Below are 16912 nucleotides of genomic sequence, written 5' to 3'. Positions count from 1 at the left end.
GCCCGTAAATGTAAGAAAATATCTTTACCAAGGGGTATTTATTGATAGATTCTCTGTGGGTACGCTTTCGCGAAAGCGTATTTAAAAATAATCTATTTACATTCCTTGTTTTTCTTTCTTTTGAGCATCAATTACAGCGATTGCTGCCATGCTCACAATTTCATCTACACTAGCACCTAATTGTAGCACATGTACAGGTTTACGCATTCCGAGCATAATAGGACCAATATTGTCTGCTTTTTCTAACTCTTTAACCATCTTATACATGATATTTGCGCTATCTATGTTTGAAAACACCAGCGTATTTACTTTTTTACCTGCAAGTTTTGAGAACGGAAATTTACTTTCTAGCATATCCTTATTGAGTGCAAAATCTGCTTGCACCTCTCCATCTACAATAAGATCTGGATAATGCCTGTGTAGATAGGCTACCGCCTCACCTACTTTTCTCGCTTTCTCATTGCTAGAAGAGCCAAAATTTGCATAACTAACCATCGCAACAACAGGCTCTAGTCCAAACATTTTTACCGTGGTTGCTGTCATCTGAGCGATCTTAGCAAGCTCTATTGACGTAGGTTCTATATTTATAGAAGTATCTGCCAAAAACAAAGGACCACGTGATGTGATCATTAGGTTACAAGCGGCTACTTTTTGCACGCCTTTTGCGGGGCCTATAACTTCTAATAGAGGTTTTATTACCGAAGGATAACTTCTACTATGGCCAGAAAGCATCCCGTGAGCATCTCCTTGACTCACCATCATAGCTGCAAAATAATCGCGTTGTCTTAATAGCTTTTTAGCATCAAAAAGTGTGATTCCTTTACGCTTACGAGACTGCCAATATAAATTTGCATACTTATTTACCTGTTCTAGTTGCTCGTCAGATTTTGGATCGATAATCTCAACATCTGCATCAAAATCAAGTTCTTCTTTTAATTCCAGAATCACTTCTCTATTTCCTAATAACACAGGGATTGCAATACCATCATCATGCACGATCTGAGCCGCTTTTAAAACATCCAACTGATCTGACTCTGCAAAAACAATACGTTTAGGATCCAGACGTGCTCTTTCTAATAGTAATCGTACAATTTTATTATCAGATCCGAGCCTATCTAATAATTCTCCTTCGTAACGTTGCCAATCGGTAATTGGGCGTAAAGCGACACCACTATCCATCGCGGCTTGTGCAACGGCTGGTGGGATGGTCGTAATTAATCTAGGATCAAATGGTTTAGGAATGATATAATCTTTTCCAAATGTAAATCGTGTTTCTCCATAAGCGATATTTACCTGTTCAGGAACAGGCTCTTTAGCCAATTGTGCCAAAGCCTTTACTGCCGCCATTTTCATCTCTTCGTTGATTGTAGTGGCACGCACGTCTAACGCTCCCCTAAAAATGAAAGGAAATCCTAACACATTGTTCACTTGATTAGGATGGTCTGAGCGTCCTGTTGCCATAATAATATCATCGCGAGACGCAATTGCCGTGTCATAATCTATCTCTGGCGTTGGATTTGCCATGGCAAAAACAATGGGGTTTTTAGCCATAGATTGTACCATTTTTCCAGTAACAATATCACCTACAGATAAGCCTAAAAACACATCGGCATCTTTCATGGCTTCTGCTAGGTTTTCATAAAATGTAGCTGTCACAAACTTTACTTGTTCAGGACTTATATCTGTACGGTCTTTATGTAATACGCCTCCACTATCAAACATGACGACATTGGATAATTGCACCCCTAATTGTTGATACAGATTCATACAAGAGATCGCGGCACTACCAGCGCCTGAGACAACAATACGAACGTCTTCTATTTTCTTTTTTGCAACCTCAAGTGCATTGAGTAAAGCCGCGGCAGATATAATCGCTGTTCCATGCTGATCGTCATGCATCACAGGAATATTAAGCTCTTCTTTTAGTCTTCGTTCTATTTCAAAGGCTTCTGGTGCAGCAATATCTTCTAAATTAATGCCTCCAAATGTAGGGGCTATATTTTTTACGGTTTCTACAAACGCATCTACATCTTTTGTACCTACTTCAATATCAAACACATCTATTCCCGCAAAGATTTTAAAAAGAAGCCCCTTACCTTCCATCACAGGTTTTGAGGCTTCTGCTCCTATATCTCCTAATCCTAATACCGCCGTTCCATTTGAGATAACTGCTACAAGATTTCCTTTTGCGGTATACTTATATACATTTTCTACATCTTTGGCAATTTCTAAACAGGGTTCTGCAACTCCTGGAGAATAGGCTAATGCAAGATCTCTTTGGGTGGCATATTTTTTTGTAGGGACCACTGCTATTTTACCTGGCATTGGTTTAGCGTGGTAAATAAGTGCTTCTCGACGTTTGTTGTTATACTTCTTCATAGGTTGGTCATTGACGTGTAAAAATAAGGTATTCTGATGGCTCGTAAATGCTTAATTACAGACAAGAGGCTAAGTAATTCTCAAGAGTTCTGAAAGGACGTCCATATTTTGTGGTAATCTCCCTACATTCTGTAGCTTAATAGCAGCTAGCGTTAATGCGATTTTTAAGCACCTTTCTACAGGAAACTCTTTCAAATGCGCAAATAGGAAACCGCTCCAGAAGGCATCTCCTGCGCCTGTAGCATCCATAATATATTCTACTTTTTCAGCTGGAAGGGTAATGGGTTTTTTATGCTTTCGCGAAAGCGTAACTCCTTTACTGCCCAATGTTAAACACACGGTGCTTACATTAAGATGATCATGAAAAAATGTAAAGATTTCTTCATGGGAAAGACGTTGTTCAAAAAGACGCTCTATATCATCCTCACTAATTTTTATTAGAGGGTCATACTGGCAATATGTTTTGATGGTCTCCATAGCCTTTAATCGATTTGGCCATATACGTGGAGAATAATTAATATCAATACTCAGTGTGACACCTAATTCGTATGCTTCTTTTGCTTTGGCTAAAATCGTATTACGTGACGGACTTTTACTTAATGCAAAAGCTGTTGTATGAAAGATACTTGTTTTCTCTAGTGCTTCTGTAGGAATCTGGTTTTCGGTAATCATGGTATCTGCCTTCCGAAACGGTATAAAGTCTGGTGTTCCTGTTGTTTTTGAGACAAATATGACAGAGGTAGGTTGTATAGCATCTTGACGCACGTAGGTTGTCGTGACTCTATTTTCTTTTAGTTTATCTAAAATATACATTCCAAAACCATCCTTTCCTATGGTACTTGCCAAGCATACGTTTACGCCTAAGCGCGCCATATTCATAGCTACATTTGTAGGAGAACCTCCTAGATACCGATGATAATCTTTTGTCTCATCTATAGAAGCCTCTTCTTGATGCCCTATAAAATCGATGAGTGTTTCTCCTACGCAAAAGACACCAATGTTTTTTATATTTTCCACGTATTTATACGATCGTTTATTATTGCTTACCCTTATTAGTCAAAACTACTAAAACAATGTGTCTGGATCAATTAATGTATCTAGTTTCTTTCTCAAATCAGGTGTTAAAAGTGATAATCCATATTGATAAGAAGCATTCATCCACCCAAAACCACTGGTGGTGATGTAATCAAACTCAGTTCCTACATTGCCATACTCGGCGTATACTTTGTGTGTACATGCGACCACATCATACTTTTCAGGAATGGTTCCATTATAATCGACAGCATTTCTGGTAATCATCCATAACCATCTGTAGATAAGTTCTTGCATTTCTGCTTCAAAATCATAGTTTTTAAGTCCGCGCCAAATCATCATTTGGTGGGGTGCCCATCCATTGGGATAATCCCATTGTCTTTGCACAGCGTCTTTAGGAACTTGTGCATTCATCTTTCTAGAACTTCCTGCAATCCCTCCTTTTTCCTTTAGCTCTTGCATTAGGGAATGTACGATTTTTTGGACGTCCTTTGCTACTACAAGCCCTGCCCAAAGCGGGAAGTAATTGGAAGCGCTTTCAAAATAAGTTTGCTCTTTTGTTTGAATATTGTAATCAAAATATTGCCCTCGCTCTTCATTCCACATCAAGGTATGCATACGTTCTGACCTTTTAGAAGCTAGTGTATTCCAGTACGCAACTGTGTACCCTTCAAACTCTCCATCAAAATAGGTATTGATTATGTAAGCAAAGTCAGTTTCATACTTATACAAGAGGCTGTTGACATCTACGGTATTTAGGTCTGCGCATACGTCGTCTAATCGCCAAGAGGTATCGTGACCACTTTCGCGCAAGCTTCGATCATGGGTGAAATAGGTGTCTAGTTTTGGTTCTTTGATTTTGCCAGATTGGTATTTTCGTATAAACTCTTCTGTTGTTTCTGAGTGCGCTTTCGCGAAAGCGGATAATACATCTTCAAAATGCCCATTTTCGGTTTCTGGAGGAATGCCGATACCTTGTGCATAATACCTATTTAAACCATTTTCCGTAAGACGCGGTGCTTGCATCCAGACCGTTTCATATTCTTGGATTGCTACTTTGAGAACACTTGCTAACCACTCTTTTCCAATAGAAGGATCTGCTTCGTATACTTCTCGGATAAATGAACTTAAAAAAGGAGGTTGTGTGCGTGTGAGGTAATAGGATCTATTTGCATTCAGGATTTTACCATAATGTTTGATCTGGTAACAGAAATTATCGACCATGGCTTTCGCCAAATCAATTCGATTGTCAAGAAGTAGTCCTACACCTTCAAAATAGCTATCCCATCCGTACATCTCATTGAAACGACCGCCAGGCACGACAAAGGGAATGCCTTTTTCATCCTGTAATGCAAGTGCTAATACGCCAGGTTTTGAATTAATTGATTTTACATACTCTGGTGTAATCTCCTTAGGAAGAACCAAGACTTCAAGTTGAGGAAACTGTTGTTGTAGATTTTGATAATAGACGATTCCTTGTTGATCTGTTGCGGGAACATATAGGCGTTGTGTGGTATCTGTTGCCTTATCATCGCCTAGACTTTTACGAAGTCCTTTAGCATCTAATGTGCGCGTCAGATCATCCCAGAAGTAGTCTTTAATCATCCTAGAAATACGCGTTGTAGGCGCTTCTTCTATATTGGATAATAGAATATTTGCTTCTGTTTTTCCTAATGCTTTTTCTAGTGCGAGTTCTTGAAGGAAGTTGGAGAGGTGGTAGGTTCCTTTTATGGTATACGCTTTCGCACTTCGACTTTGCTCAGTATAAACGCCAGCGTTCTCAGAAAAAAGATTTATTATAAATGCTTTAGGACCTTTATCTTCTATCGTGATTTTTTTATCGCCATCGGTATCTTCTTGTCCTAATAACCGTTGAAGCGTATCCTCTATATTACCCTTGAACTGCATTCTTTTCTGTTAAGCGTTTTAAAATAAAATAAAATACTAATAGCATAGTCATTGGGATGAGCGTAAAATAAAATGCGTTTTCTGGTCCTTGTGTTTCAAATAAATGTCCTATAATTCTACTTCCAAAGGTACCTCCTAATGCTGAAAAAATAACAATAAGACCTGTCATCTGACTATGTAAGCGTTTAGGTAATGCACTTAATACCACCGAATTTAAAAGTGGATAAATAGGGGCTATAAAAAGTCCTACTAATGGAAATGCAAAAGCTATCAAAGGGATATCACTAAACTTAGTTACTTCTTCTACATTGATTCCTACCGTTTTTGGTAAAATAAAGACTACAGATAGCATTGCTATTATTGTGCACCCTAAGAGAACATATATCCAAGATATTCTTTGTGTAAGTACTCCTGCTAACAATCTCCCAGCTGCTAATGATAACGCTAGAATACTCGCCATCATAATCCCTATATTTTCTGACAATCCTAATACTTTATTATTGAATGTAGGAAGCCAAGACATAATCCCTTGTTCTATCATCACAAAAAGGAACGCACTGATTACAAAAACAATAGTTAACATTTTTAATAGTAACTTAAACATTGCTGCAAAATCTTCTCCTGCATCTGTTCCTATTATCTGTTCTGTGTTTTCAAATTTTGTAAATAATAAAATCACAAAAGATATAGCAGATAATATGGCAAGTAACCAATAGACATTTAACCAAGCGTCTGGCTCTCCTTCTGTATTAAATGCTGGAAATAAGAAATAAGCCAGTGCAATCCCTATCATAAAAACACCTTCTATTGAACTCATTAAACTATTATGACCTTTAGTGTCATCTGTTACTAAACCAATGACAGAATATACAGATACTTTAATAAGAGCAAAAGCAGCTCCAACAATAGCAAACAATAACTTTGCAGTATCGAAAGAATTACCAAAATACATAAGTACACAGCCAACAGTTACCATAGCTAAACCTGCTAACATTGCTTTTTTGTATCCTATTCTAGGCAAAAAAGAGGCGACAGCAAAAGAAACGATAGCAATGGGTAAATCTTTAAAAGCTTCTAAAACACTAGCTGCACTTTCGGCAACATTATAATTATTTATTGATTTTAAAATAACGATCCCCACACTATTTAAGAGAATAGCAAAGACAAAGTAATTAAGAAACAGTGATAACTTAATTCCAAGATGTTTCATATTCTTATATGTATAAAGAAGTTTGTTATTACAATTCTGTTACCGCTTGTGACACGGATCGCTTAAGGCGTAATGCTAACACTGCTGCTATCATAAAAAATACACCTCCAAACAGAATGGCATTAACCGCATTATCTCCTAAAAGGTTTTCAATAATGGGACCAAATGTAACTGTTTGTATCAGCATCGGGATTACAATCATCATATTGACAATTCCCATATAAACGCCACGACGATCTTCTGGAATTACCTTGGATACCATGGCATACGGAATTCCCATCATAGCTGCCCATCCTATTCCAAATAATATCATAGGAACTAATAAAGCATACTCATCTTTTATAAATGGCATACTCAGCATTGCAATTCCTGCAAACACAAGGCTTACAACATACACATTGCGAGAGCCATATTTTTTAGCAAAAGGCACTAAGGCTAATGCTACAAGCATAGTCACCAAATTATAAGAACCGTTCATAAGTCCTGTCTGAGCAAGTGCCTGTTCTGATATTTGCTGAAAATTTTGAGCAAAAGATGTATCAATAGTGCTTATTGTATTACCTGCTTCACAGGCTTCTATAATACCTTTATAGCGTGTTGTATCCTCAGGAGTTTGTCCGTATAGACTTGTGCGTATCATAGGTGTAATAAACTGCCAATACACAAACAAAGCATACCACTGAAAGAAGTATACTGCGGCTAATTTCCACATCATTTTAGGCATATCTCCTATAGCTTCTGCAGATTCTAAAAATGGATTTAATAAATCGCCAAGCTTTTGTATTGAACTATTTTTTGGATTCTTTTTTATTAGTTTGTACAAATAATACAACCAAATAAATGCAATCACTAACATGATAATAACCAGTAAATTGATATTACTAAACAAGTATGGGAACAAATATCCTAGTGCTAATCCTAAAGCTATAGGTAGTATTAAAATCACAATAAGAACACTAAAAATTTGAATTAAAGGTGAGGGTTTATCTTTATTAAATTCATTAATCTTTTCTAACTCCTCATCACTTGGAGGTATTTCTGGTGTTTTCCAAACAGACCAAGCAATGGTTGCTACCGAAGCAAAGGCGCCTAAGAAAAAGGAATAATACACCCATTTTGGGATGGCAGATATAGTTTCTGTGGTAGTAGTACATAAGCTTGCTGTTTCTAATGCAGGAACACTAAACCAATCCTGAAATAAGAAAAGTGAGAAGTTAGCGATCGTAATTCCTGCTCCTACAAATAAACTTTGCATTTGGTATCCAAACGTCAGCTGATTGTCATTTAATTTATCTCCTACAAAAGCTCTGTAAGGCTCCATAGCCGTATTATTGGCGGCATCTAGCACCCATAGCAAACCAACAGCAAACCATAATCCAGGACTAAAAGGAAATGCTAATAAGCATAAACTTCCTAATATGGCACCAATCAAAAAGAATGGTTTTCTTCTTCCTCCCCATTTAGGCAACCAAGTTTTATCACTTATCGCACCAATAATAGGTTGAATTAAAAGTCCTGTTACAGGCCCTGCTAAATTAAGCAAAGGCAATTCTGCATGGTCGGCACCTAGAAATGAAAATATAGGATTTACAGCAGTTTGTTGCAATCCAAAACTAAATTGAATTCCGAAGAAACCAACGTTCATATTCCATATTTGCCAGAAAGAAAGTTGTGGCTTTTTAATATTTTTAAACATACTGCTAATTTTAAGAAAGGAAGAATGTTATTTATTACAAAATGTGCATTTTTATCGTAGTAATATCCGCATTTTTTCTGAAATTTTATACTAATATTGAGAAATACCCAACGAAAACGATTGCGTAAAAACGATACCTAAACTCATCAAAAAAAGATATTATTTTTTCAGAAACTGGATATTACGTTGCAACCCCGAATACTTTGTGCGCTTTACCGCCGACTTTTTGAAGATTTCAGAAAATACTTCTTGAGTAATCTCTTCCCAATCTTTCTTAGTATAGGAAAGCAGTTTGGGATTGGGATCGAATAAAGGTTCTTTATGTGAAGTGCTAAAGCGATTCCATGGGCATACATCTTGACAGACATCACAACCAAACATCCAATCATCAAAGGATCCTTTTACAGACGTAGGGATCGCTTCTTTTAATTCTATAGTAAAATAACTAATACACTTACTGCCGTCTACCTTATAAGGCTCCACAATAGCTTGTGTTGGACAGGCATCAATACAGGCAGTGCAACTCCCACAGTGATCAGTCACAGGAGTATCATATTCTAAATCAAGATCTATGATCAGCTCTGCGATAAAATAAAAAGAGCCTGCTTTTTTAGAAAGCACATTACTGTGTTTTCCCATCCATCCTAATCCGCTTTTTACTGCCCATGCCTTATCAAGCACAGGCGCACTATCTACAAAGGCACGACCATGCACCTCTCCTATTTCTGTCTGGATACTATAAAGTAATTCTTTAAGCTTATCCTTTATGACAAAATGATAATCGGTACCATACGCATATTTAGAAATCTTATAGGAGTCTTTATTCTGAGTCTCACTCGGATAGTAATTTAATAATAGAGAGATCACGCTTTTAGAACCTTCTACAAGTTTAGTTGGATCTAATCGTTTGTCAAAATGATTTTCCATGTACTGCATCTCGCCATGCATATTTGCTTTGAGCCATTGTTCTAGGCGTGGTGCTTCTTCTTCCAAAAAACCAGCTTTTGAAATACCGCAAGACATAAATCCCAAACGTTTTGCTTCGGCTTTAATAAAAGCGGTATGTTTTACTCGGTTTTCTATCACGTGACTAGCGAGGTATACATTCTAAAATCGCATTTTGGGGTTTTAAGGTAATCAAAGGTTTGATTTCTATAGGCGTCTCTTTCTTCTTTATTTTATACTGCTGTATAATCTCTGTGACAGCTAGTACCATCTCATACATCGCAAAATTATTCCCTATACACATTCTGGGTCCTGCGCCAAAGGGAAAATAGGCCTTATGCTTCATCCCTGCATTATCTGCAAAACGATCAGGATTAAATGTTTCAGGATCTTCCCAAAAATCGATGTGTTTATGGATTTCGATGACAGAAAAAAGTAAATTAGATGCTTTAGGAATGGTCATACCATCAAATTCATCTTCTTCTATATTCACTCGGTCTATAAAATAGGCGGGCGGATAAAGTCGCATAGCTTCTTCTAGGACTTGCTTTGTGTATTCACAATGTTTAATAAAGGATAGTAATGAGTCTGTGTTCGCTTTCGCGAAAGCGCACTCTTCATACACCTTTTCTTGAATGTCTGGATGCTTCGCTAAAAGTTGTAAGGTAAATGTGAGCGCATTTGAAGTCGTCTCGTGCCCAGCTACAAAGAGAATTAATATCTCGTCCAGCAATTGCGATTCTTCCATGGCAGTACCATCTTCATAACGGGCATCCAAAAGCATATCTAACAAATCATGCTGCCTATCGCCACTCGCTCTACGTTGTTGAACTAATCCTTTAAGTATCTCTCTCGCCTCTATCGTAAGATCAATATGCTTTCTAATAGGTCCTCCATATTTAAAATATAAGGCTTTAAAGGGCTGCCGAAGTTCTTTAACTAGCATTTGCTGTGCAGCCTCGGTAATGTATTGAAGGCGTTTGATCACCTTTATATCTATTTCCGTACGAAATAATGCTTTTACAACCGTCTGGAAAGCAAGATCATTTAAAATAGGAAAGATATCAATAGGGGTATTGGGTGTAATATGACGAATTTCTATCTGAATAGCCTCCAAAACAGTATCTAACAATTGTTCTAATTGCTTTTTATGAAATGCTGGCTGGATTAAACGTCGCTGTTTTTTCCAAAGTTCTCCTTCTGAAGTAAGTAATCCTTTTCCAACGTATTTAGAAAGGTCTTTGGTTTGAATTTGAGACTTTGTATAATTACGTTGATTTTTTTGCAATGCATACAACGCAAATTCAGGATTCCTAGAAAATACAACGGAATTTCTTGCCCCTAATCTTAATCGGAAGGTATCTCCTTTTGCTTCAAAATTTTTGTTATGAAACGGCAAGGGATTCTTTACAATTTTATTGGCATGTTTAAGAAAGCTAAAAAAAGAAACTGTGGGGATTGTTTTTTCTTTCACAATGTGGTTGTTATTATCTTTTTAGTTATCGTGCGTACTGAAGAATTTTTATAAAATACTGTTGTGGTTTTGTAACCACATCCTGTTTAAAACAAGCCTCCTTGAACAGGCCCTTTTGTTCTTCCTAAATGACGATAGGCTTCTTCTGTCACTTCTCTCCCTCTAGGAGTACGCATAATAAATCCTTGCTGTATTAGGAAAGGTTCATATACTTCTTCTATAGTTTCTGCACTTTCTGAAACCGCAGTTGCTAATGTAGTAATACCTACAGGACCTCCTTTAAATTTATCAATGATCGTGGCTAGGATTTTATTGTCCATTTCATCCAGTCCGTGTGCATCTACGTTTAGTGCTTCCAGACTATACTTTGCAATGGCTATATCAATACTTCCGTTCCCTTTTATTTGAGCAAAATCACGTACACGACGTAACAGTGCATTTGCTATACGAGGGGTTCCTCTACTTCTACCTGCAATCTCTATGGCAGCTTCCATAGATATAGGAACGCCTAGAATTTGAGAACTACGCTGTACAATAGTGGTAAGTAATTCTGTGGTGTAATATTGTAATCGTGAAGAGATTCCAAAACGAGCTCGCATAGGAGCTGTTAGTAAACCTGAACGCGTAGTTGCCCCCACTAATGTAAACGGGCTTAAATCAATTTGTACAGAACGTGCATTGGGTCCTGTTTCAATCATAATATCGATGCGATAGTCTTCCATCGCGGAGTATAAATACTCTTCGACAATAGGACTTAAACGATGAATCTCATCGATAAACAAGACATCTCTTTCATCGAGATTGGTCAACAATCCTGCTAAATCACCTGGTTTGTCTAGTACAGGACCTGATGTGATTTTAATATTAACATCTAACTCATTTGCAAGAATATTTGCTAATGTCGTCTTCCCTAAACCTGGAGGACCGTGAAAAAGGGTATGATCCAAGGCTTCTCCTCTTAAATTTGCAGCTTGTACAAAAATTTTAAGGTTTTCTAACACCTGATCCTGACCTGCAAAATCATCAAAGGATAGCGGACGCAATGCACGTTCTACATCCATGTCTTCATGGGAGAATTTATCGCTAGTTGGATCTAAGTTTTCATTCATAGCACGATTCAATAATACGTAGTACACAAATATAAGGATTGTGAGAGTACGCTTTCGCGAAAGCATAAAAAGTATCCCACAACTTTGCTTTGATAACAGTTAAAAACAAAAAACCCATCCTGTTGAGAATGGTTTTTTTTGTTAGTTTTTGTTTTTTAAGTGTTTGGCTCACCTCCAGACGAAGTCGTTCTAGTACAATCTCCTTTTAATGGCGAATTTGGATTTGGAATACATTTAGTACAATACTGTCCGTTAGGAAGACATCCTCCCGAAGAAGAACACTGAGAAGACGTACAGATGGTTTCACCTGTTCTATAGTGTCCATTTTCATCTTTGATAAGCGCAATGGTTGACACTTTCTCATCTTTACTATAAATACGTAAATATTTTTGTGAGTCAACATCTATTACCTCCATAGATTGAGGCTGTAAGTCTAATTTATTTTTTATTGAAAAAATAGCGAAAGTGCTTAAAATGTCACTATTAGAATAATCAAGAGTTACATTATTATCAATGTCATTTCCAATTTTAACTGATGTTATGGTTTCTAATTTAAGATTTGAAGAATCTACTTTTAGTTGACTGTCATCTTTGTCGCAGCTTAAAAATGCAACAATAAAGACAGAAAGAATCATAAAATTTTTCATATATGATTAAATATTTGATTAGCAGTAATTTAAATATACTCAAATAAAATAAATTAACAAAAGTCTTTTCTTATTTTACATTTATATCACTAATTGCTTGAGGTTTATTAAAAGACAAAAACCCATTCTGATGAGAATGGGTTTTAAAAATATCTATTAACTCACTATTTAGTGATGCATTTCCTCTTCATTTTCTTGAAGTGGTAAATGCTGAGGTACATAATCCTGACCAGGAATCACATAATCAGATTCATCCTTGTTCAATTTACTGTAGTCATACGACCATCTGTGTACTTCTGGAATAGGACCATCCCAGTTTCCGTGAATATGCTTTACTTCTGCAGTCCATTCTAATGTATTGGATTTCCAAGGATTTTTAGGTCCCATTTTTCCGTAAAACATAGAGTGAATGAAGTTATACAAGAACACTAATTGTGCTGCCCCAGTGATAAACGCAAATATGGTAATTGCCACATTTACATCTGTAAGATCATCAAAATAAGGGAAAGCTGTATTTGTATAGTAACGTCTTGGAAGACCCGCCATACCGATAAAGTGCATTGGGAAGAAAATTCCGTATGCTCCAATTACCGTTACCCAGAAGTGAACATATCCTAAGTTTTTATTCATCATTCTTCCTTCAAACATTTTAGGGAACCAATGATAAACCCCTGCAAATAATCCATAGAGTGCAGAGATACCCATTACTAAGTGGAAGTGCGCTACTACAAAGTAGGTATCGTGTACGTTAATATCTAGTGTACTGTCTCCAAGTATAATTCCTGTTAATCCTCCAGAGATAAAAGTAGATACTAATCCGATAGAGAATAGCATTCCGGGATTAAACTGAAGGTTTCCTTTCCAGAGTGTTGTTATGTAATTAAATGCTTTTACTGCCGAAGGAATTGCAATCAATAGGGTTGTGAATGTAAATACAGATCCTAAAAATGGATTCATTCCAGAGATAAACATGTGGTGACCCCATACAATCGTGGATAAGAAAGCAATCGCTAAAATGGAAGCAACCATCGCTCGATATCCAAAGATAGGTTTACGGGAATTTGTCGCTATAATCTCTGATGTGATTCCTAAAGCTGGTAATAGTACGATATATACTTCAGGGTGTCCTAGGAACCAGAAAAGGTGTTCAAATAAAACGGGAGATCCTCCAGAATTATGTAATACTTCTCCTCCTATATAAATATCTGAAAGGAAGAACGACGTTCCAAAACTTCTATCCATGATCAACATTAATGCTGCAGACAGTAGTACTGGGAAAGAAACAATACCAATAATAGCTGTTACAAAAAATGCCCATATAGTAAGAGGAAGACGTGTCATGGTCATTCCTTTAGTACGTAAGTTCAATACAGTAACTACATAGTTAAGTGATCCTAAAAGTGATGATGCAATAAAAATGGCCATAGACACTAACCAAAGTGTCATTCCCATCCCTGATGCAGCAATGCTGTTAGGAAGCGCACTTAATGGAGGATAAATCGTCCATCCTGCTGCTGCTGGTCCAGACTCTACAAATAAAGAGAGTACCATAATTACAGAAGAAACGAAGAATAACCAGAAAGACACCATATTTAAAAATCCAGATGCCATGTCTCTAGCTCCAATCTGTAATGGAATCAATAAGTTACTAAATGTACCACTCAAACCTGCTGTTAGTACAAAAAATACCATGATGGTACCGTGTATGGTAATAAGAGCAAGATATATGTTGGGATCCATTACTCCATCTTTTCCCCAATCTCCTAATAATACTTCATAAATTGTAAATTGATGATCTGGCCAAGCTAATTGTAAACGGAATAACAATGACATTGCTATTCCAATAATACCCATAATCAAACCAGTAATTAAGTACTGTTTTGAGATCATTTTATGATCTGTACTAAAGATGTACTTTGTTACAAATGTTTCTTTATGGTGATGATGTCCATGATCGTCATGTGCGTGATCTAACCCTGCTACTTGTGCTGACATAATCTTAATACTTTAGTTAATTTTTCTTTTTCTTTTTTTTATTTGCCTGCTATTTTCTTTCCAAATGTTTCTTGTTGAGCCATCCAAGCATCATACTCTTCTTGGGTTTCTACAACAATTTTCATTTGCATATTATAGTGTGAGGCGCCACAAATCTTATTACATAGCAAGTAATAATCGAATTCGTCATATTCATCTATTGGACCGTTACCAGCATCAATAGATTCTTTATTTTTTTCTCTTCTTATCTCCTTAATTACCTGCATTTTGTCTTTCATATATTCCGTTTCGCGGATTTCTGCAGTAGTTTTAGAAGGGGTAAAAGAAAATTGTGTGATCATTCCTGGTACCACATTCATTTGTGCACGGAAGTGAGGCATATACGCAGAGTGCAATACATCTTGCGATCTTAATTTAAAGATCACTTGACGTCCTACTGGTAAGTGTAATTCTGAAGTGATTACATCATCCATAGCATCTTGATCGCTTAAATCAACCCCTACAGTATTTGCTCCTTCGATGAAACGTACATTAGCATTCCCTAATGTATTGTCTGCTCCAGCATAACGAGCTTCCCATGCAAATCGTTTTGCGTACAGCTCAATAACAATAGCATCTTCCTCTTCTTCAAAGTTCATGATGTCAGACCACGTGAATAGACCGTAAATAATAAGACCTGCAAGAACGATTACTGGAATAATAGTCCAAATAAATTCTAACTTATCATTGTCTGCATAGAATAATGCACGATTTCCTTTCTTTCCTTGATACTTATAAGCAAAGTAATGGAGTAATGCTTGTGTAATGACTTGCACTAACATAATAAGCGCAAGAGATATAAACATTAGTGTGTCATAACTAGATCCATGTTCTGAAGATGCCTCAGGCAAGTAATACTTACTATAATTCCAGAAACAATAGATAGTTATAAAATATAAGAATATGAGGAACATAATCATCAACTTACCGTTGATACGATTGTCCTTATCATTTGCTATTTGTCCGTTTTCACTATTTCCCTTAAGTTGGGACAACTTAAAGATCTTTGACATTTGCCAAATTGTAACTACAAATAGAATTACTACGATGAGTGCTAATAAACCTGTCATTGCTTTCTAACTTCTTTTATCTAATTCCTAATAGTGAAAATGTTTACTTTCTTCAATAAGCGGATTACGCTTAGGTTCTAATGGACGTTTTGTAAGTGATGTAAATACTATAAATATAAACAGTCCAAGGAAGAATAATAATGCTCCTATTTCAACAAAACCAAATGACCAAGACTTTCCTACGGTAGCTGGCATAACCATGTTGAATATATCTACGTAATGACCAAGTAAAATAACAATACCTGCCATTACTACAAACCAGTTAATACGCTTGTAATCGCTATTCATTAATAATAATAATGGGAAAACAAAGTTCATAGCAACCATGGCAAAGAATGGTAAGTTATAATCCTCTATTCTTGTAATGAAATAGGTGACTTCTTCTGGAATGTTTGAATACCATATAAGCATGAATTGTGAGAACCAAAGATATGTCCAGAAAATACTAAATGCGAACATAAACTTAGCCAAATCATGAATATGACTGTCATTCACTTTTTCCAAATATCCAATAGACTTAAGGTATATAGTAACTAGAGCGATCGTTGTGATTGCACATACCATCATTCCTGCAAATACATACCATCCAAATAATGTACTAAACCAATGTGGGTCTAATGACATAATCCAGTCCCAAGACATAATAGATTCTGTGTAAATAAAGAATACTAAAAATCCTGCAGCTGCTTTAAATGATTTCTTATGCCATTTATTATCAGTTGCTTCGTCTTGATTTTTACTAAACTTTAAAGCAAAGTATCTATAAATATTCCATCCTAAGATAAAGAATGCTGCTCTTCCTAAGAAGAAAGGAACGTTCAAATATCCTGATTTCCCTGCAATGAGTTTATCATAATGATCACCTCCTACTTTCACTAATTCTGGATCCATCCAGTGAAATAAGTGATTTATATGAAATCCTGAGAACGCTAACAATACAAACATAATAATACTTCCAAGAAGTAAATATCCTGTAATACCTTCCATAACTCGGAGTACCAAAGGTGACCACCCTGCTTGTGAGGCATATTGTATCGCATAAAATGCCAAACATGCAAGTGCTATCATAAAGAAGAAGAACGCTGCAATATAAATAGCAGACCAAGGTTTATTTTGGTATTGAACTAGTGTATGTTCAAGATGTTCTTCTTGAGACATTTCGTGACCTCCAGCTTCTCCGTGATCTGATTCATGAGCATTCGTTGCATCATGAGAAGTCACTAATTCATGACTTCCAGTAGTTGCTTCTCCGTGCCCTCCGCCGTGAGCTGCTTCTAGCGCTTCAACATCGGCTGTTGTTTTTGGTAAATTAAAATAGTCTACTGTAAACAATATTGCACCAACAGCCATAAAAATAAAAGCCGTGAGTCGTAAGTTTTTAGATAATGTATACATATCTTTTTAGTAT

General features: G+C 36.5%; 12 protein-coding genes. All 12 read right to left on the bottom strand.

The annotated features are described in order from the left end of the window. Window positions 1-96 precede the first annotated feature (96 nt). Window positions 97-2379 carry an NADP-dependent malic enzyme gene (locus Q0505_RS18535; RefSeq protein WP_299216124.1) on the bottom strand — a complete coding sequence of 761 codons (2283 nt, stop codon included), beginning with the start codon at window positions 2377-2379 and terminating at the stop codon, window positions 97-99. 69 nt (window positions 2380-2448) lie between these two features. Further along, window positions 2449-3396 carry a PfkB family carbohydrate kinase gene (locus Q0505_RS18530; RefSeq protein ID WP_366519446.1) on the bottom strand — a complete coding sequence of 316 codons (948 nt, stop codon included), beginning with the start codon at window positions 3394-3396 and terminating at the stop codon, window positions 2449-2451. 48 nt (window positions 3397-3444) lie between these two features. Next, complete coding sequence (locus Q0505_RS18525) at window positions 3445-5319, bottom strand: alpha,alpha-trehalase (RefSeq protein WP_299216121.1); 1875 nt, start codon at window positions 5317-5319, stop codon at window positions 3445-3447. Further along, a complete protein-coding gene (locus tag Q0505_RS18520; protein ID WP_299216119.1) occupies window positions 5303-6529 on the bottom strand; it encodes an MFS transporter in 1227 nt (408 codons plus the stop codon). The genes Q0505_RS18525 and Q0505_RS18520 overlap by 17 nt, the downstream gene beginning before the upstream one ends. Before the next feature lie 28 nt (window positions 6530-6557). Next, on the bottom strand, window positions 6558-8225 hold the full coding sequence (locus tag Q0505_RS18515) for an MFS transporter (RefSeq protein ID WP_299216116.1): 1668 nt from the start codon (window positions 8223-8225) through the stop codon (window positions 6558-6560). Window positions 8226-8384: 159 nt separating this feature from the next. Next, on the bottom strand, window positions 8385-9308 hold the full coding sequence (gene queG / locus Q0505_RS18510) for a tRNA epoxyqueuosine(34) reductase QueG (protein WP_299216239.1): 924 nt from the start codon (window positions 9306-9308) through the stop codon (window positions 8385-8387). 7 nt (window positions 9309-9315) lie between these two features. Further along, a complete protein-coding gene (locus tag Q0505_RS18505) occupies window positions 9316-10644 on the bottom strand; it encodes a cytochrome P450 (RefSeq protein ID WP_299216113.1) in 1329 nt (442 codons plus the stop codon). Window positions 10645-10730: 86 nt separating this feature from the next. Further along, window positions 10731-11753, bottom strand: a complete 1023-nt coding sequence (ruvB, locus tag Q0505_RS18500) for a Holliday junction branch migration DNA helicase RuvB (RefSeq protein WP_299216110.1) — start codon at window positions 11751-11753, stop codon at window positions 10731-10733. A 155-nt stretch (window positions 11754-11908) separates the two neighbouring features. Beyond that, window positions 11909-12400, bottom strand: coding sequence for a hypothetical protein (locus tag Q0505_RS18495; RefSeq protein WP_299216107.1), 492 nt, complete (start codon window positions 12398-12400; stop codon window positions 11909-11911). Window positions 12401-12568: 168 nt separating this feature from the next. Continuing rightward, on the bottom strand, window positions 12569-14395 hold the full coding sequence (locus tag Q0505_RS18490; RefSeq protein ID WP_299216104.1) for a cbb3-type cytochrome c oxidase subunit I: 1827 nt from the start codon (window positions 14393-14395) through the stop codon (window positions 12569-12571). Window positions 14396-14433: 38 nt separating this feature from the next. Further along, window positions 14434-15504 carry a cytochrome c oxidase subunit II gene (locus tag Q0505_RS18485; protein ID WP_299216101.1) on the bottom strand — a complete coding sequence of 357 codons (1071 nt, stop codon included), beginning with the start codon at window positions 15502-15504 and terminating at the stop codon, window positions 14434-14436. A 27-nt stretch (window positions 15505-15531) separates the two neighbouring features. Beyond that, window positions 15532-16899, bottom strand: a complete 1368-nt coding sequence (locus Q0505_RS18480) for a quinol:cytochrome C oxidoreductase (protein ID WP_299216099.1) — start codon at window positions 16897-16899, stop codon at window positions 15532-15534. Window positions 16900-16912 lie beyond the last annotated feature (13 nt).

The organism is uncultured Dokdonia sp., assembly GCF_937910895.1.
In the GTDB taxonomy this organism is placed as follows: Bacteria; Bacteroidota; Bacteroidia; order Flavobacteriales; family Flavobacteriaceae; genus Dokdonia.
Note: the sequence above shows the minus strand (reverse complement) of the source record. Positions and strands in the feature narration are given on the sequence as shown.

Bases quoted from the DNA above. Each gene is read 5' to 3' on its own strand.
- Q0505_RS18535 (WP_299216124.1), bottom strand. From the start codon at position 2,379: ATGAAGAAGTATAACAACAAACGTCGAGAAGCACTTATTTACCACGCT.
- Q0505_RS18525 (WP_299216121.1), bottom strand. From the start codon at position 5,319: ATGCAGTTCAAGGGTAATATAGAGGATACGCTTCAACGGTTATTAGGA.
- Q0505_RS18520 (WP_299216119.1), bottom strand. From the start codon at position 6,529: ATGAAACATCTTGGAATTAAGTTATCACTGTTTCTTAATTACTTTGTC.
- Q0505_RS18515 (WP_299216116.1), bottom strand. From the start codon at position 8,225: ATGTTTAAAAATATTAAAAAGCCACAACTTTCTTTCTGGCAAATATGG.
- ruvB (WP_299216110.1), bottom strand. From the start codon at position 11,753: ATGAATGAAAACTTAGATCCAACTAGCGATAAATTCTCCCATGAAGAC.
- Q0505_RS18495 (WP_299216107.1), bottom strand. From the start codon at position 12,400: ATGAAAAATTTTATGATTCTTTCTGTCTTTATTGTTGCATTTTTAAGC.
- Q0505_RS18490 (WP_299216104.1), bottom strand. From the start codon at position 14,395: ATGTCAGCACAAGTAGCAGGGTTAGATCACGCACATGACGATCATGGA.
- Q0505_RS18485 (WP_299216101.1), bottom strand. From the start codon at position 15,504: ATGACAGGTTTATTAGCACTCATCGTAGTAATTCTATTTGTAGTTACA.
- Q0505_RS18480 (WP_299216099.1), bottom strand. From the start codon at position 16,899: ATGTATACATTATCTAAAAACTTACGACTCACGGCTTTTATTTTTATG.